The sequence below is a fragment of the Saonia flava genome, from assembly GCF_011927795.1.
GTDB classification, from domain to species: domain Bacteria; phylum Bacteroidota; class Bacteroidia; order Flavobacteriales; family Flavobacteriaceae; genus Saonia; species Saonia flava.
This window is the reverse complement of record NZ_JAATJJ010000001.1, coordinates 1,286,422-1,304,491: the sequence shown is the minus strand read 5'-3', so window position 1 is coordinate 1,304,491 and position 18,070 is coordinate 1,286,422. Positions and strand designations below refer to the sequence as shown.

General features: G+C 35.5%; 17 protein-coding genes. 6 read left to right on the top strand and 11 right to left on the bottom strand.

The genetic code is table 11. The features are described 5' to 3' along the window. Window positions 1-33 precede the first annotated feature (33 nt). The 4 genes from GGR42_RS05740 to GGR42_RS05725 all read right to left on the bottom strand — a co-directional run bounded on the left by GGR42_RS05740 (window position 34) and on the right by GGR42_RS05725 (window position 3,949). Complete coding sequence (locus GGR42_RS05740; protein WP_167961731.1) at window positions 34-438, bottom strand: response regulator; 405 nt, start codon at window positions 436-438, stop codon at window positions 34-36. Next, window positions 425-2,272, bottom strand: coding sequence for a PAS domain-containing protein (locus GGR42_RS05735; RefSeq protein ID WP_167961729.1), 1,848 nt, complete (start codon window positions 2,270-2,272; stop codon window positions 425-427). Before GGR42_RS05735 ends, GGR42_RS05740 begins: the two co-directional genes overlap by 14 nt. Window positions 2,273-2,468: 196 nt before the next feature. Next, window positions 2,469-2,927, bottom strand: a complete 459-nt coding sequence (coaD, locus tag GGR42_RS05730; protein WP_167961727.1) for a pantetheine-phosphate adenylyltransferase — start codon at window positions 2,925-2,927, stop codon at window positions 2,469-2,471. Between the two features lie 41 nt (window positions 2,928-2,968). Continuing rightward, the gene (locus GGR42_RS05725; RefSeq protein WP_167961725.1) at window positions 2,969-3,949 is read right to left on the bottom strand and encodes a D-alanine--D-alanine ligase; all 981 of its coding nucleotides are present in this window, start codon (window positions 3,947-3,949) and stop codon (window positions 2,969-2,971) included. 99 nt (window positions 3,950-4,048) lie between these two features. Between GGR42_RS05725 and GGR42_RS05720 the strand changes: the two genes are divergently transcribed. The 4 genes from GGR42_RS05720 to GGR42_RS05705 all read left to right on the top strand — a co-directional run bounded on the left by GGR42_RS05720 (window position 4,049) and on the right by GGR42_RS05705 (window position 6,951). Next, window positions 4,049-4,636: a PASTA domain-containing protein gene (locus tag GGR42_RS05720; protein ID WP_167961723.1), complete on the top strand. Its 588-nt coding sequence runs from the start codon at window positions 4,049-4,051 to the stop codon at window positions 4,634-4,636. 1 nt (window position 4,637) lies between these two features. Continuing rightward, window positions 4,638-5,669 carry an RluA family pseudouridine synthase gene (locus tag GGR42_RS05715; RefSeq protein WP_167961721.1) on the top strand — a complete coding sequence of 344 codons (1,032 nt, stop codon included), beginning with the start codon at window positions 4,638-4,640 and terminating at the stop codon, window positions 5,667-5,669. 92 nt (window positions 5,670-5,761) lie between these two features. Next, window positions 5,762-6,523: a peroxide stress protein YaaA gene (yaaA, locus tag GGR42_RS05710; protein WP_167961719.1), complete on the top strand. Its 762-nt coding sequence runs from the start codon at window positions 5,762-5,764 to the stop codon at window positions 6,521-6,523. 56 nt (window positions 6,524-6,579) lie between these two features. Then, window positions 6,580-6,951, top strand: a complete 372-nt coding sequence (locus GGR42_RS05705) for a hypothetical protein (protein ID WP_167961717.1) — start codon at window positions 6,580-6,582, stop codon at window positions 6,949-6,951. Between the two features lie 4 nt (window positions 6,952-6,955). Here the strand turns inward: GGR42_RS05705 and GGR42_RS05700 are convergent, their stop codons facing one another. Further along, window positions 6,956-7,084, bottom strand: coding sequence for a 30S ribosomal protein THX (locus tag GGR42_RS05700; protein ID WP_167961715.1), 129 nt, complete (start codon window positions 7,082-7,084; stop codon window positions 6,956-6,958). Between the two features lie 243 nt (window positions 7,085-7,327). Here GGR42_RS05700 and GGR42_RS05695 point away from each other — a divergent pair, with 243 nt between their 5' ends. Both GGR42_RS05695 and GGR42_RS05690 read left to right on the top strand, forming a co-directional pair. Beyond that, the gene (locus tag GGR42_RS05695; protein ID WP_167961713.1) at window positions 7,328-10,780 is read left to right on the top strand and encodes a pyruvate carboxylase; all 3,453 of its coding nucleotides are present in this window, start codon (window positions 7,328-7,330) and stop codon (window positions 10,778-10,780) included. Between the two features lie 46 nt (window positions 10,781-10,826). Next, window positions 10,827-11,516 (top strand): uracil-DNA glycosylase family protein, encoded by a 690-nt coding sequence (locus tag GGR42_RS05690; protein WP_167961711.1) that lies wholly within the window; start codon window positions 10,827-10,829, stop codon window positions 11,514-11,516. On the opposite strand, the gene GGR42_RS05685 is transcribed toward GGR42_RS05690, so the two are convergent. The 6 genes from GGR42_RS05685 to GGR42_RS05660 all read right to left on the bottom strand — a co-directional run bounded on the left by GGR42_RS05685 (window position 11,513) and on the right by GGR42_RS05660 (window position 18,065). Beyond that, window positions 11,513-12,802 carry an alkaline phosphatase family protein gene (locus GGR42_RS05685; protein ID WP_167961709.1) on the bottom strand — a complete coding sequence of 430 codons (1,290 nt, stop codon included), beginning with the start codon at window positions 12,800-12,802 and terminating at the stop codon, window positions 11,513-11,515. The two genes, GGR42_RS05690 and GGR42_RS05685, sit on opposite strands and share 4 nt — an antisense overlap. A gap of 91 nt (window positions 12,803-12,893) precedes the next feature. After that, entirely contained in the window at window positions 12,894-14,147 is a 1,254-nt protein-coding gene (locus GGR42_RS05680; protein WP_167961707.1) for an RNA polymerase sigma factor, read from the bottom strand. Further along, on the bottom strand, window positions 14,144-14,491 hold the full coding sequence (locus tag GGR42_RS05675; protein WP_167961705.1) for a YciI family protein: 348 nt from the start codon (window positions 14,489-14,491) through the stop codon (window positions 14,144-14,146). Before GGR42_RS05675 ends, GGR42_RS05680 begins: the two co-directional genes overlap by 4 nt. A gap of 174 nt (window positions 14,492-14,665) precedes the next feature. Beyond that, a complete protein-coding gene (locus GGR42_RS05670) occupies window positions 14,666-14,809 on the bottom strand; it encodes a hypothetical protein (RefSeq protein WP_167961703.1) in 144 nt (47 codons plus the stop codon). 97 nt (window positions 14,810-14,906) lie between these two features. After that, complete coding sequence (locus GGR42_RS05665; protein WP_167961701.1) at window positions 14,907-16,367, bottom strand: Gfo/Idh/MocA family protein; 1,461 nt, start codon at window positions 16,365-16,367, stop codon at window positions 14,907-14,909. A gap of 204 nt (window positions 16,368-16,571) precedes the next feature. Beyond that, the gene (locus GGR42_RS05660) at window positions 16,572-18,065 is read right to left on the bottom strand and encodes a M20/M25/M40 family metallo-hydrolase (protein ID WP_167961699.1); all 1,494 of its coding nucleotides are present in this window, start codon (window positions 18,063-18,065) and stop codon (window positions 16,572-16,574) included. Window positions 18,066-18,070: the final 5 nt, after the last annotated feature.

The following is an 18,070-nucleotide window of genomic DNA, read 5'->3' as shown; positions in this document are numbered from 1 at the left end:
TACAACAAACTTAAACAAAATTATTTTTTAAAACTAAGCAGCTTTTGTAACCTCTTTCATTTCTTCAATTCTAAGTGGTTTGTTCCTAAAAGTTATAATGTGATGGGTCATAAGGGCAAAATCCTCTGCCTTTTTTTGATCCACTGGATCAATGGAAGAAGTAACAACGTTAATTTGAACTTTTTTTGTAATGGGTAACTTTATAAATTCTTCCAAAAATTGCCACCCATCCATAATCGGCATATTAATGTCCAAAAAAATAATATCTGGAGTTTTGCCATTGTTTATAAAAACCGAAGTTAGCCCATCAATAGCGGATTTTCCATCTGCATAAGAACTCATTTCATTCCATTCAACAATTTTACCCAGGATTTTTTTAACCCCAAATACTGTGATTGGATCGTCATCTATTATACATATAGAATTAATTGTTTTCATTGAAGTATATATTAAATGTTGTGCCCTTGCCCACTTCACTTTGCGTGGTCACATAACCGTTCATAGCCTCTATTTGATTTTTGGTAATGTAAAGACCAATTCCTTTTGCATCTGAATGGTTATGAAAAGTCTTATACATACCAAAAAGTTTGTCTCCGTATTTATTAAGGTCAATACCCAAACCATTGTCAGATATGCTCAATAATGTATAATTTTCTAGTTTTTTTGCTTTTAAACTTACTATAGGTTTTCTATTGGGGTCCTTATATTTAACAGAGTTTGTAATGAAATTCATTAAAATACTTTCTATATATGCAGGAACCACTTTTATATTTATATCATTCGGGACTTTATTTTCAATTATGGCATCATTGCCTTGTAGAAAGGCTATTAGATTTTTTTGGACAGAATCAATCTTCTTACTTAAATTAACAGATTTTTTATCTAAATTAATGTTGGTGTTAATTGCAACCACATCATTTAAATTGTCCAAGGTTTCCAATAAATTGTCCGAGGCATCGACAAGCATTCCAATAATGTTTTGTTTTTCTTTTTCATTTTCTTCGTTTACAAAGAAATCCAATAACATTGAAAAATTTGCGGAGTGGGATCTAAGGTTATGGGATACAATATGGGCAAAATTTATAAGTTTTTTATTTTGAAGGGAAGTAACGTTTATAAGGTTTCTTAATTCTTCCTCTTTTTGTTTCATGGGAGTGATGTCCATACTGAACCCCACAAGACCATATGCATTTCCATCCTCTCCCTTTAAAGGTATTTTAGAGGTTATAAATGTAGTTTTTTCACCATTTTTTTTAATATTGGTGGTCTCCATTCCCAATATAGGTTCTAGATTGTGCATTACCTCTAAATCCTCATTTCTCGAAATTTGTGCTATTTCTTTGTTGTATAACTGAAAATCATTCTTTCCTAAAAGCTTATTTTGTGGCATTCCTAAGTATTCACATTCAGATTTATTTACAAACACTTTTCTTGATTCTAAATCCTTAAAATATATATTTATGGGAAGATTATCCACAAGTGTTGTTAAAAGATGCTCATTTTCCTTGGCTTTCATTTCAGATTCAACTTGGGCGGTAATGTCTTGAAAAGTACCAATTATGCTTACCAGTTTTTCTCCTTCATATACTGGTTTTCCTGCGGCAATTACCCAAAGTTCCTTTCCTTTGGCGGTAATCATCTGTAGTTTTTCGTTCCAAGGAGTCCCATTGTTTATTGCATGAAACACGGCCATGGATATAGTATTTCTGCTAAAACCATTTTTATAAAAATTTATGCTTGTGTCTACATCAGGCATATAATTTTTAGGGACTTCATGAATTTTTTTTGTTATATCGCACCATGTAACCTTATTGTCTGCAATTCGCAATTCCCAACTTCCAATTTTTGCGATTTCAGATTTTTCTTTTAATAGAAGTTCTAATTTTTTAAGCTTTTGTTCGGCATGAATTTTTTCAGTTATATCCTTTGTTTGTACTATAACACCAATTACATTCTCCTGATCATCATACCAGGAAGCGTTGTTGTATTCAAACCACTTTTCTTTATTGCTTTTATCAAAAAAACTTACTATTCCGTTTTTACCACTTTTACCATCTAAACATTGCTTTAATGTTTGTTCCCATTCTGGATTCTTTGCTTTGAAAAGTATAGATATATTTTCGCCTATTACATTTTTGGGAGATAGATTAAATTCTTTATACCACTTATCCGAAGCGTAAAGAACCTCTAATTTTCTATTTAAAAAAGCGGTAGATGTAGGAAGCTGTTTTATTAGATAATCATTAACGTTAACTTGAAACTCACTCAGCATAATGGAGAAATTTCTTACTAATGTATATTTCTTGTTTAAGAATTCTAAAGGATTGTTGTGAATCCTTGAAAATATGTTGTGATGTTGTATATTCCTACACTAAACATAAGAAAGAGGAATTTGTGTATTTGGTGGAATAGGTGGAAATACTAGTATTTGCCATAAGTTTGGCGGGAATTTAGGGAATATGTCAATTTTATCTGTTAACAATCACAGTATCAGGAACTAAACCTGTATAATCCCCCCCATTTCTAATAACGTCCCTAACAATAGATGAGCTTATGTAAGATTTCCCTGAAGAAGTAAGTAAAAAAACAGTTTCTATTTCCGAAAGCTTCCTATTGGTATGGGCTATTGCTTTTTCAAATTCAAAATCCCCAGGATTTCTTAATCCCCTTAATATAAAACCTGCATTCACTTTTTTGCAAAAGTCTACTGTTAGACCTTCATAAACCTCAACTTTAATCTTGGGTTCATCTTTAAAGGCATCTACAATAAATTTTTTGCGTTCTGAAAGGGAAAACATATACTTTTTGTCTGCATTCTTGCCTATTGCAATTATAATTTCATCAAAAAGGGTAATTCCTCTATTTATGATATCATAATGTCCTAAAGTAAGTGGGTCAAAAGAACCTGGAAATATGGCACGTTTCATTAGTTGGTTGTATTGCTATTGTGTTGCTTTTATAAAGGTACTTATTTTACGGTTAATGCTTCATCAATGGCAGAACCAAATAATTCTGATAGACCGATCCCGGCTTCCTTTGCCTGTTGAGGTAAGATGCTTTCGGTTGTAAGACCTGGTGTGGTATTCATTTCCAACATAAAAGGTTCATTGCCAATAAAAATGAACTCACTTCTGGAATATCCTTTCATTTTTATTACTTCATAAGCTTTTTTAGCTATTTCGGTAACATTTTCTTTTTGCTCTTTGGAAATTCTTGCAGGAGTTATTTCATGTGATTTTCCTTCATATTTGGCCTCGTAATCAAAAAAATCATTCTCCGAAACTATTTCCGTGATGGGTAGTACTTTTGTTATTCCTTGGTAGGTGATGACTCCAACAGATACTTCTATGCCATCTAAAAAGGATTCTATAATAATCTCATCATCCTCATTAAAAGCTTTGTCAATTGCGGTGTTTAATTCCTCTTTTTTATAGACTTTGGAGATGCCAAAACTACTCCCGGCTTTATTTGCCTTGACAAAACAAGGAAGCCCCACCTTTTTAACTATTTCATTGGAATCAATTTTATCTCCAAGATTTATGTAGTAAGATTCAGCCGATTTAATACCATAAGGTTTTAGGGTGCTTAAAAGGTCCCTTTTGTTAAATGTTAAAGCGGATTGATAATGATCACATGAAGTTTGCGGAATTCCCAACAACTCAAAATAAGCTTGCATGAGCCCATTTTCCCCAGGTGTGCCATGTATTGCGTTGAAAACACAATCAAAAACCTGTTTATTTCCATTTATATCAACAGAAAAATCATGTTTATTTATAGGGAACTCAGACTCATTTGCATCAACATAAACCCATTTCTCTTTTAAAATGTGAATACGAAAGGCATTGAATTTTTCTTTGTCCAAATATTGATACACCACATTTCCACTTTTTAAGGATATTTTGTACTCGCTAGAGTAACCGCCCATTATAATGGCCACATTTTTTTTCATATTCACAGGAAATGTTTAATCTGATTGAACAAATATCACGTATTTATAATAAAGAAAAAAGCATTGGGTTTGCTATATTTGCCCATAAATACACAAAGAATGAGGAATTTTTTCAACTTTTTAAAAAGTAGGACTTTTTTGATACAATTGGGGCTGGCCCTATTGGTATCTATACTTTTGGTTTTCTTGGCGTTAAACTGGTTAAAAAGTTCTACAAACCATGGAGAATTTGTTGAGGTTCCAGACCTTTCTAAACTTTCCGTAATGGATATGCGAAAGGTAATCGAAGAGGCTAATTTGAGGTATGAGGTAGTAGATTCTGCAAACTATGATCCCAATTATCCCCGCTTTTCTATTATTGAACAAACCCCACCTGCGGGAAATAAGGTGAAGGAGAACAGAAAAATTTATGTCACTGTAAATCCTTCTGGTTATAAAAAAGTAACGGTTCCTAGAATTATTCAAGTCACGCAACGAAATGCGTCATCCATGCTAAAAGCAGTTGGCCTGGATGTGGAAAGAATTACATATATTGATGAGTTGGGGAAGGACATGGTCTATAATATTAAGTATAAGGGAAAGTATATTTCACCAGGTGAGAGGCTTCCAAAAACTTCCAAAGTTGAACTTATCTGCGGAAACGGAAAAATACCTGAAAAGGCCATTATTCAGGCTGATAATCAATAAAATGGATTCAAAAGATAATTTGGAGCCTAACGATGATGAGCTTTTTGAGCATTATAAGTTTACAGCTTCAAAAGGACAGGAGCCCCTGCGTGTGGATAAGTTTTTAATGAACTTTATTGAAAATGCCACGCGGAATAAAATTCAACAAGCGGCAAAAGACGGACATATTTGGGTTAACGATATCATCGTAAAACAGAACTATAAAGTAAAGGCTTACGATGAGGTAAAGGTCATGTTTGAGCACCCTCCCTATGAATTTCTGCTGGTTCCCGAGAATATTCCTTTGGATATTGTATATGAGGACGATGCGCTTTTAGTTGTGAATAAACCTGCTGGTATGGTAGTGCACCCTGGGCATGGAAACTACTCTGGTACTTTAATAAATGCTTTGGTCTATCACATAGAGAATTTACCGTCAAATAGCAACGAGCGTCCGGGATTAGTACATAGGATAGATAAGGATACATCTGGTCTTTTGGTCGTTGCCAAGACAGAGCAAGCAATGACCCATCTATCCAAGCAGTTTTTTGATAAAACAACAGAAAGGGAGTATGTTGCACTGGTCTGGGGAAATGTGGAGGATGATGCTGGTACTATTGAAGGAAACTTGGCTCGACATCCAAAGAACAGATTGCAAATGACAGTATTTCCGGAGGGTGATCAAGGAAAGGAGGCTGTGACTCATTATAAAGTATTGGAAAGGTTGGGATATGTCACCTTGGTTTCCTGTAAATTGGAAACGGGAAGAACACATCAAATACGTGTACATATGAAGTATATTGGGCACACTTTGTTCAATGATGAAAGATATGGTGGTGACAAAATATTGAAGGGCACTACTTTTACCAAATACAAGCAATTTGTAGATAATGCTTTTAAAGTTTTGCCGCGACAAGCATTACATGCCAAAACACTAGGCTTTATTCACCCAGTTACTAATGAAATGATGCGTTTTAGTGCGGATATTCCGGATGATATGCTACAGTGTATTGAAAAATGGAAGACCTATTCCAAGCATCAATCGATGGAATAAGCTTTGCCAATAGTTCCATTGAAAACACTTCTTAAGTATGAGGGGTATTTCAAAAAAAACCGATTATTTTTATATCAGAAAAAAGCTAAAAAATGAAAATTGTTATTTCTCCTGCAAAATCTTTGGATTTTGAAAGCGAATTGCCCACCACCAAATATTCCCAGCCACTATTTTTGGAACAAGCTGAGAAGCTGAACAAAATTTTGGCAAAGAAAAAACCAAAAGCACTATCTCAACTTATGGGTATTTCTGATAATTTGGCCCAATTGAACTGGGAACGAAATCAGCAGTTTTCAATACCATTTACAACGGAAAATTCAAGACCTGCAGTTTATGCCTTTAACGGTGATGTGTATCAAGGACTGGATGCTTATTCTATTTTCGAAAGTAAATTGAAAGCTTTACAGGATTCTCTTAGAATTCTATCTGGTCTATATGGGGTGCTAAGACCCTTTGATCTGATTCAACCATATCGTTTGGAAATGGGTACTCAATTAAAAGTAGGGAGAAAAAAGAATTTGCATGAGTTTTGGAAAAAAGAACTTACGGAACATTTGAATTCTGAATTGGAGGATGGCGAACTTTTTATCAATTTGGCAAGCAATGAATATTTTGGAGCTATTGATGTAAAAGCCCTTAAGGTTCCTGTAATTACTCCAATTTTTAAAGATTGGAAGAATGATAAGCTAAAGGTAATTAGCTTTTTTGCTAAAAAAGCAAGGGGTTCCATGGTGCGCTATATTTTGGATACCAATGCAAAAACCATGGAAGATATAAGAGGTTTTAATAGAGACGAATACACCTATAGTAAGGAACATACGCTAAGGGAAGACCAGCCAGTTTTCATAAGATAGAATAATTGTAAAAAGCAACCGTTATTGGTTTATAGCATCTTCATAAAAATTAGCACATGAAAAAAGCGGTCCTATTCTTATTGTTTATAGTAGCATTGTCAGGTATTTCTTGTACAGATAGAGATGATAATGTGGAAACTGTTGACATCAGGATAAAAAATGTTAGTTCGGTTACTTTCGACGAAGTTCAAGTCGGGGGAGAGGAAATGATACATGAAAATATTGCTCCAGATAAATTTTCGGAATACTTGGAATATGAAACAGCCTATAGATATGCATATATCCAAATAAAATCAGGAGCAGAAGTTTACACTTTGCAGCCTTTTGATTTTGTGGGAGAAACTCCTTTGGCGATAGGCGTTTATACTTATGAATTGGATATTGATGAGGAAGGAAATGTTCTTTTGAACTTTGTCATAGATTTTTAGGAATTTATATTTTTTTGTCAACTCTTATTTTTTCCTCCAATGTAGGTTTTCTTTTAATATGGCCTGGTCGTCTTACCCCATAGCTTTTATTGGCAATTTTTCCTTTTCTTGTTTTTCTATCTCCTTTTCCCATTCTCTATTATTAGTTTCTGTCTTATATAAGATAATGGTTTACTAGGGATTAATCAAGTTTTTTACAATCTACTTTATTTTATTGCATGTTTTTATCTGTTCTATATTGGATTTTAAACAATGTTATATTGTAACAAATTTCCCTTAATTTATAGCTTTCTATTATTGATAAAAAGGCCTAAATGCAGTATGTTTGTATGTTTGGGAGCCTGTCCTGCCAAGTTTAATATAAGGAAGTACATACATGAAAATAAAAACGGTTTTAGTAGCAAATAGAGGGGAAATAGCAATACGAATTTTTAGGGCTTGTGTTGAAGTTGGTATAAAAACGGTAGGTATTTATACCTATGAAGATCGTTATTCCCTTCACCGTTACAAAGCTGATGAATGTTATCAAATTGGTGAAGATAACGAGCCTCTAAAACCCTATTTGGATATGGATGCCATTATTAAAGTGGCAAAAGATAATGATGTGGATGCCATTCACCCTGGATATGGTTTTCTTTCAGAGAATGCAGAATTTGCACAGAAGTGTGAGGACAACGGAATTATTTTCGTAGGCCCGAAAGTTTCAGTATTAAAGGCTTTGGGCGATAAGATAATGGCAAAAGAAGTTGCCGTGGCCAACAATGTTCCCATAATACAAAGTAGTGATGAGGATCTTGTAGATATTAAAACGGCTCTTTCAGAGGCAAAAAAAATAGGGTACCCTATCATGTTAAAAGCTGCTTCTGGAGGAGGTGGACGTGGAATGCGTGTTATAACTTCTGACGAGGAACTTAAAAAAGCTTTTCCCGAAGCAAAAAGGGAATCTTTAAATGCATTTGGGGATGATACTGTATTTTTAGAGAAATACGTGCAAAATCCCAAACATATAGAAATTCAAATTGTTGCCGATACTCATGGCAATATTGTTCATTTATACGAGCGGGATTGCTCAGTGCAAAGGCGTTACCAAAAAGTAATTGAGTTTGCCCCTTCTATGGGACTTCCCCAAAAAACTAGGGATAGTTTGTATAAGTATGCCATAGATATTTGCAAGGCAGTTGATTACAACAATATTGGTACGGTAGAGTTTTTGGTAGATGATGATGGTAGTATTTATTTTATTGAAGTAAACCCGCGTATACAGGTTGAGCATACGGTTACTGAAATGATTACCAATATAGATTTGGTAAAAGCACAACTTTTTATTGCCGGGGGCTATAAACTGTCTGATGAACAAATAAAAATTGCCAGCCAGGAAGCCGTGACCATTACGGGTTATGCTTTGCAATGTAGAGTAACAACAGAAAACCCTGCCAATGATTTTAAACCAGATTATGGTGTGGTCACTACCTATAGGAGTGCTTCAGGTTTGGGTATTCGTTTAGATGCAGGAAGTATTTATCAAGGCGTAAACATTTCTCCTTTCTTTGACTCCATGCTGGTAAAAGTTTCTGCTTTAAGCAGGACTTTAGATGGTTCTTGTAGAAAAATGAGAAGAGCTTTGGCAGAATTCCGTATACGGGGAGTGGATACAAATATGGCTTTTTTAGATAATATTTTAAAAAGCCAAACTTTTAGAGATGGTGCTGTTACCGTTAATTGGATAAAGAACGAACCTTCTTTATTTGAGTTTGTGGAGCCTAGAAACCGTGCCAATAAATTGGTGGATTTTTTAGGTGAGACTATAGTTAACGGGAACCCAGATGTAAAAAAGAAAGACCCAAACAAAGTTTTTTCCAAACCATTAATTCCTTCGTTTCCCAAAAATGACCCATACCCAAAAGGAACAAAGGATTTGCTGACTGAACTGGGGCCAGAGAAGTTTGCAGAGTGGTTAAAGGGCGAAAAGAAAATCCATTTCACGGATACTACCATGCGTGATGCCCATCAAAGTTTATTGGCAACCCGTATGCGCACCCAGGATATGATGAAGGTGGCTGAGGGTTATGCCAAAAACCATCCAGAAATTTTCAGTATGGAAGTTTGGGGGGGTGCTACTTTTGATGTTTGTCTAAGGTTTTTAAAAGAAAACCCATGGGAGCGTTTGGCCTTGTTAAGAAAGGCCATGCCCAATGTTTTGTTACAAATGTTGATAAGGGGTTCCAATGGAGTGGGGTATACCGCCTATCCTGATAATCTTATAGAAAAATTTGTAGAACAGTCTTGGGAAACCGGAGTGGATGTTTTTAGAATCTTTGATTCCCTAAACTGGATGAAATCCATTGCACCCTGCATAGATCATGTTCGTAATAGGACACAGGGATTGGCAGAAGCCTCTATTTGCTATACAGGAGATATTCTTAATCCCGCCAAGACTAAATATGACTTAAAATATTATGTACAGCTCGCAAAGGATATAGAAAATGCAGGAGCACATATTTTAGGTGTAAAAGATATGGCTGGTCTACTAAAACCAGAAGCTGCTTTTGAACTGATTTCTGCTTTGAAATCAGAAATCAACATTCCTATCCACTTACATACGCATGATACTTCTTCTATACAAGCGGCTATGTACTTAAAAGCTATTGAAGCAGGTGTGGATGTGGTTGATGTAGCATTGGGAGGTTTATCGGGACTTACATCGCAACCTAATTTTAATTCTATTGTTGAAATGATGAGGTTCAATGAACGAGAAAATAGTTTTAATACAGATAAACTTGCTGAGTATTCAAATTATTGGGAAACCGTTCGTAACTATTATTACCCCTTTGAATCTGGTTTAAAGGCCGGTAGTGGAGAGGTATACAAGCACGAAATTCCTGGTGGTCAGTATTCTAATTTAAAAGGGCAGGCCATTGCATTGGGATTGGAAGATAAATTCCCTGCAATCACTAAAATGTATGGAGAGGTAAACCAACTTTTTGGAGATATTGTAAAAGTAACCCCAAGTTCTAAAGTGGTTGGGGATATGGCCCAATATATGATCAGTAATGACCTTACTGTTCAGGATGTCATGGAAAAGGGAGAAACAATTTCTTTTCCGGAATCGGTGAAAAGTTTTTTTAGGGGAGATTTAGGACAACCTGTTGGTGGTTTCCCTAAAAAACTTCAGAAAATCATCTTAAAGGATGAAAAGCCTTATAAAGAAAGACCCAATGCACATCTTGAGCCAATAGATTTTGATAAAGAGTTTAAATCATTCAAGAGAAAGTTTAAAGCTGGCATGGGCAGGGAATTGTTGATTACAGATTTCTTATCCTATAAACTCTATCCAAAAGTGTTTACAGATGCCTACAACCACCATGTAAAGTATGGCAATGTAATGAACATTCCCACTAAGAATTTCTTATACGGAATGGAAATTGGAGAGGAAATCATGGTGGAACTGGACCGTGGAAAAAATGTACTTATTTCCTTAATGCTTATTGGTGAGCCAGATGAAGCTGGTAATGTTAGTATTTTCTTTAAGGTGAATGGCCAATGGCGAAATGTGGTAGTAAAAGATAATTCCATTAAGGTTGAAAAGATAGAAAACAAAAAAGTTGATAGTACTAATCCAAAACATATTGGAGCACCGTTACAGGGATTATTGTCAAGTGTATTGGTAAAGAAAGGACAGGAAGTAAAGAAAAACCAACCTTTATTTGTAATTGAGGCAATGAAAATGGAAACAACGGTAACAGCCACTGAAGAAGGAGTTGTTGGTACTATCCTGCTTGCTGGTGGCACACTGGTAAATTCTGATGATTTAGTTTTAGTGTTGGAATAATTATAGGAAGTTATTTAATACTAAATGTAACATTTCAACATCAACTTTGAAACCTTTTTTGCATACCCATCCATATGAGCCTTTTCTTTTTCAAGAAGCAACAAAGCTAATTGTAGGGACTTTACCACCACCTAGGTTTACCACTGGAGATTTAAAGGAGGACGATGTTGACTTTTGCTATGGGAGTAGAAATGGCCAGTTATGGCCTATTTTGAATCAGATTTTTGACTTAAACCTTAAATATGAAACTACAAAAGAAGCGGCTCAACAACGTAAAACCTTTTTACGGAAAAGAAAAATAGGCGTCTGTGATATAGTTGCCAGTGCCGAACGTTCCAAAATTGATGCCTCGGATTTAGGAATGAAAAATATCAAACTAAGAAACTTGGTTGGGTATTTAGAGGAATATACAAATGTGGATACACTATTATTTACAGGTGGAAACAGTAAAAATGGACCAGAATATTTTTTTAGAAAACATATTAGGGAATATGGAATAAAGTTAGAAGTTGTTTCTGATGAAGTTCCCCGTATCCATCAGTTTTCGCTTCCAGTTGTCTCACACCAAGGTGAGAAGAAATCTAAAAGAATCATTAAAACTGTCTCTTTAACAGCACCCTCTGGGGCTGCGAACAGGGCAGTAGGAAGCTTGCAAGCTTACAAGATTTTAAAAGACATGGACCCAAACTTTACTACTTTAGATTTTAGGGTACAACAATATAGACCGTTTTTTTAATCAGTACTTCTTAAGGTATCTTTTAGTTCACTTATTTTTCCATCAATAGTATCTGGGATATCCAATCCTAAAATTGTGCACATTAGCGGATATAAATGAATGTTTTTAACGGAAGGAATGGTATGCCCCTTTTTAAAAGAAGGACCATTTGCATAAAAAATACCATGCATTTCTTTGTATTTAGGGTCATAACCATGGATTCCAAATGTAGTATTTAGACTTTTTTTTCTTGACTCGATAATTTTGTTTCTTAAAAAATAATAGCCAAAATCGGGTATAATTTGGATTGCTCCCCAATCCTTATTTTCAGGAACATATTCAAACCCTGGTGTGTCCTTGGTTTTGTAAACTTTAAAGTTTTTTTCTTTCTGTTTTAAATACTGGTAGACAGAGTCTATTAAAACTCCTTCTTTCGGATGAACATTTAAAATTGCACCATTATCTATCACAGAAAACATTGTATCGTTTAGCACCTCTTCTATGGGTATAAAATTAGTTGTCTTCACATTTGCCATTCCATGGTCGGAAACTATCATTATGTTTACGGGAAGTCCTGTTTTATTAACCCCTTTGATTAAATCACCTAAGTTTTTGTCCAATTTATATAGTGCCTTTTTGAGTTCCTCATCGCTATTGGGTCCCAATCGATGTCCAACGTCATCCATATCAGAAAAATAAAGAGTTATGATATGTGGTCTTGTTTTAGGAGGTAATGCCAACCAATCCAGAGCTTGGGCAACTCGGACTTCATTTTTTATACTTGCATTGTAAGTATAGTGGTAAGTTGGTTTTATGCCTTGGATATCAGCTTCTGTTCCCACAAAAAAATAGCTGGCCGATACCATACCTGCTTTGTCTGCCTGTACCCAAATAGGTATTCCTCCATAAAAGCTGCCATCTTCTACCATTTCACGATTTCTTATAGCATATGTTTGGTCTTTTTTATAGCTGTAAAAATAATTTCCCAATATACCATGGTGGTCGGGATACATGCCTGTTGCAATGGTATAATGATTGGGAAATGTTTTGGAAGGAAAGGAAGGGATTAATGATTCCGCTTTCACCCCATTTTTAATGAAATTAATTAAGTTAGGTGGGTTAAACCTTTCTACATAATCCCAACGAAACCCATCTAAGGAGACCAATATTAAATATGGTTTTTTTAGAGCTGTTTTTGAATTGGTAGTAGATGCGCCATCTACTATTTTTTCTACGGACTTACAGGAGAATAAAATAATTGTAAGGAAAATGAATATAAGTACATGTATAAAATTCCTTTTTGTCATTGCTTAAATTGATGTAGAAGTTAGATTTAGAACAATTAACTAAGTTCGGTTAATTCTACGAATACGACAATATTTTAAAGTGGTAGATTGTCTAAGAGGACTGCTTATTTTTCAGCATAGATTTCTTTTCTTCAAAATACTTTTTTTCGAATGCATTATTAACCATACTTAGAGCCATTTCTATGCAGTTAATTGCTTCTGGGATTTCATTTATATTTTTGTGGTATTCAGCTTTGCTTCCATAGTACAAATAACTTCTTTGTTCCAAATCCTTGGGATTTATTGAATTCAAAATTTTTATAGCCTTCTTATTTTCGTTCAATTGTAATAGTACAATGGCCAAATTCAATGAAGTAAAAGGTGTTTCTTGCAGCAAATTTAAATTTTGGTATAACACTAGTATTTTTTTCCAATCGGTCTCTTCAAAAGTTTTTGCATCTAAGTGTTCTTGGGCAATGGCAGCCTCAAAATAATAAGAGGATACTTCAGGATATGCTTCAGACTTGGATAGTGCATGTTTCCCCAATTGAATCAATGGCTTAAACCACAAGGTCCTATTTTGGTTTTTAAGGTCAATAATTTTTCCTTTTTCTGAGATTTTACTTTCTAGTCGCGAGGCATGAAAACATAGCAAAGCGAATAGGGCATAGCCACTTCCAGTGCGGTAGCTTTCTTTTTTTAAGATGAGTTTTGATAATCTAATGGCCTCCCCGCACAGGTCTTTTCGGATAAGAAATTCTTTTTGGTTGGAGTGGAACCCTTCATTAAAAATAAGATAGATTACTTCATGCACTCGGTGCAAGCGATCAGCAAAGGTTTTATCCTTAGGCAGCTGAAAGACAAGATTTTTTTCTTTGATTGTTTTTCTAGCTCTTGCTAGTCTTTTTTTAACTGTTGACTCTTTTAATAGTAAAGCGGAAGCTATTTCTTTTCCGCTGAATCCAGCGATAGTCTTTAAAGCGAAGGCAATTTGGTCTTGAGGTTTTAATTTTGGATGGCAAGCTGTAAATATCATCCGTAATTGGCTATCCTCAATTTCATGTTCTAGAAATAATTGGTTAAATGCAATAGAAGAAGGTCCTGTGCTTAAGTTTAAAATTCTACTGTGTTCGGTTTTGATTTTTCTCAATAAATCAATGGCCCTATTTTTTGCAGCTTTGGTAAGCCAAGCTTCAGGGTTTTCGGGAATTTCCTTACGCCATTTAAGCGATGCGTTTAAAAAAGTATCTTGGACCGCATCTTCAATGGTCTCTATATGTGACAATCCAAAAATTCGAGTTAAAATAGAAACCATCTTTCCGTACTGGTGACGAAAAAGATGGTCCAATTCCTGTTCTTTGATCATCTATCAAAAACCATTATTTCCCTTATCTCTACTGTGCCTCCTAAGTCATAATCAGGAAAATCTTGGGCAATTTCCACAACAGCGTCCATATCTTTGGCACTTACTGTATAATAGCCTCCAATAATTTCTTTACTTTCTGTATAGGGACCATCTGTAACCGTTCTATTTGGTCCAGAGACGCATTTTGCTTCTGACACTAGGGCTTCACCACCTTTTAGAATACCGGCGGCTTCCATTTTACCTCCCCATGCAAACCATTTTCCCATACGGGTTTGTAGTTCTTCTGGTGATAATCCTAGTTCTTGATAGTCGGCTCCGATAAAAATCATCATAAAGTCTTTCATTTCTTTTTTTGTTTAAATTAATAAAATGATTCATACTAATGACGAAACGTGGAAAGTAAAAGGGGACATTTTTAATTGTTTTTTTTTAAAATAAAAAATCCGAGATTCAAGGGGGAACTTAATCTCGGACTTAATATGTGAAATTTCACTTCTATTTGTTAAAATAGAATGGTCTTACTTTTTATTTTGCTGACTTTTTATTGTTGCGTTATCAAAGTCTACCTTATTGGTTGTTTGGTTAACATTTCCAGTAGGATTGGTAGGATTTGTTTGTTCAACTTTTCTTTTAAACTTTCTCTTGTCTTCTATAATTCCCATAATATTTACTTATTTTGTTCTTAAATAATATAACTATTATAAAATGGAATTAATGTTAATGACCTACTAAATCCCTGTTAGCGAATGTTAATGTATTCTACATTTCCCAACCTTCCCTATAGGTTCTTCCTACAAATTGATTGGCTTCTTCCAAATTGGTAATTCTCATATTTTCACCATCCCATAATAGTTTTTTGCGGGCGTAAAAATCCATATTTCCTTCACTGTTTTCCTTTCTTAGCATATAGCTGCGAATAGCAAGATTACCCATTAAAACAGTTTCGGTCATAGGACCGGCATAGTCAAAAGAAGAAGTTAGTCCAAGATGCTCTGGGCTATTAAAACCTGCCTTACATGCATCTACCCATTTGCGTTGGTGTCCATATTCAGGTTCATCATTTTCTTCTACTTCAGGACCAAATTCTGTTGTACCATCATTTAAATATAGTTTGGGCATGATAGGCGAACTATCATTGATATTGGTTGAAATAATTCCTTTTTCTCCATGTATCAACACCCCATTACTACTGTTTTTTCCTCCTATATCATGGTCGGCCGGAATAATATCTGGATGCGAAGGACGTATGCCCCCATCACTCCATGTCATTTTAATAGGGGATTTTGTTTTTTCGGTAGCTCCAAAATGTAATGTAATAAACGATGAAGCAGGACAACCTTCTGGATGATAGTCCGGACTCCACATTTGCGAGAAAACAGAACCTACGCTGCATTCGGCATCCGTGGGATATTTTAATCCTAAAGTTCTAAATGGAATATCTATTAGGTGGCAACCTACGTCACCAAGTGCTCCTGTTCCGTAATCCCACCAACCTCTCCAACTAAAAGGATGTAAATTTGGGGTATAGGGCTTATATTCAGCAGGGCCAAGCCACTGGTCCCAATTTAAAGCTGAAGGTTTTGAACTTTCATCGGGTTGGGGAAAAGCACCTCCTTGTGGCCATACGGGGCGGTTAGTCCATACTTCCACTTTGGATATTTTTCCCAACATACCAGAATCTACCCATTTTTGAACCATGTTTAAAAGAGGATTAGACCCTCCTTGGTTTCCCATTTGTGTCACAATTTTCTTTTCCCTGGCCATTTCAGTAAGCATTCTGGCTTCCCGAATGTTGTGGGTCATTGGTTTTTGGACATATACATGTATACCGCGCTCCATGGCATATTTGGCAGCTGGCCCATGCACGTGGTCGGGAGTGGAAATGGTTACGGCATCCAAATTTTTTACACTATCCAGCATTTTTCTATAATCATCAAACAACTTTGCCTTTGGGAAATTCTCTATAGAACCTTTTGCCGAGCCCGAGAAGTCCACATCGCAAAGTGCGACCACTCTTTCTCTACCATTGACAGAAGCATTGAGGATATCACTTCTTCCTTTTCCACCTGCTCCAATGGCCGCTAAATGCAATCTGTCACTTGGGGCGGTATAACCCACACCACCAAGAACATGTCTTGGGACAAGAAGAATGGAGGAGGCCATAGCCCCTTTTTTAATAAAGGATCGTCTAGATGTATCCATTTGTTTTGATTTACTCATGGGTTTTGTAATTTTTGTTTTTGTAATTTGTATATAGGAAATTATGACATCTTTTAAAGGTAAGGAATATCACCTGAACATGGTATTGGATTTCTTTTTGAGAGGCTAAAATTTATGAATTTTACCCTTAAAAGAGGAATTCCACTCTAACGTTTGCGTTAAAACAAGTGGGGAGAGGAATTACCGTGCAGTAAAAGGGCATGTTTATTCTTCCGAGCTTAGAATTCCATAAAACGTTTTAATTCCATAAGCAATCTGACCAATTTTAAGATTTTCATTGGGACTATGCTGGTTATTGTCAGGATTGACCATGGGCACAATAAACGCTGGAATTTTTAATTCATTGATAAAGGGTGAAATGGGTACGGTACCTCCCATAATTCTAATTTGTACCACATCATCCTCAAAAGTGTTTTTTAGAATTTCAACCAAAAATTGACCATGGGGATTGTTCAAGTCTGTTCTAAAGGCATCGGTTACACTTCCTTCAGTAATTGTTATAAGTTTGTCATGTGCCAATCGTTCAGATTTGGAAGGGTTACTATCGGTTATATGGAAACCTTGACTCACAATATGTTTTTTTACCAAGTCCTTTAGCCTAGTGCCATTAGTTTCTGGTACCAAACGAATGTCAATTTCCGCCGTGGCACTTTCGGGAACAATGGTCCGTGCTTGTTTGCCAATCCATCCAGACCCTAATCCTCTAATGTTTAAGGAAGGATATTGCAATGATTCTTGATAAAAACTCCCTACTTTTTCTGAAGTTCTTATTTGCAATGTATTTTTTATGGTACCTTCATTGTCTGGCACGCTTTTTAAAATTGATAACGTATTTTCATCCAAAGTAATGCCGTCATAATATCCGGGTATAAGTACTTTGCCATCAACATCTTTCATGGTCGCCAATACCTGTGCCAATTGAAATCCAGGGTTTGGTGCATAATTGCCATAGTGGCCACTGTGCTGGGGTTTCACTGGACCATATGTGGTAAGTGATAAAGTGGTAATTCCCCGACAACCATATACAATAGTAGGTTTTCCAGAAACATGGACTGGACCATCATTAATGACCAAAAAATCGGCTTCCAATAATTCCCTATATTCCTTTACTGCTTTTGGTAGGGGTTTGCTACTTTTTTCTTCTTCACTATCTAAAATTACTTTTATATTGAAGGGAATAGTTTTGTTATTCTTCTTTAATAAATCAATGGCATTCAAAAACATTACAATAGGTCCCTTATCATCTGATGTTGAACGACCAAAAAGGCGCCAATCGTAATTTATATCCGTATCTAAATCTGAAAAAGGCAACGTTTTCCATTCATCACCTGCTAAAGTTTTTAGTTCTACTTTATATGGATTGGATTGATCCCATTTGTTTGGGTCAACAGATTGTCCATCAAAATGCATATAAAAGAGAATGGTAGGTTTGTTATCTTCTATAGGCAGTGCTGCAAAAAAAATGGATTCTCCCTCAGTAGGAAGTACCGATGTATTGAATCCCCTTGCATTAAATTTTTGAGTCAGCCATGTAAGATTTCTATTGATGTCGGCATGTTCTAAAGCATCATTTGGGATAAGCACAAAATCCCTTAATTCATCAATAGTGTGCCGTATTTGGGATTTAAGTTGTGTAGCATCTTGAGCGAAGGAAAAAGTAGAACAAGAAATGATTAGTAGGGATAATAATTTTCTCATTTTTA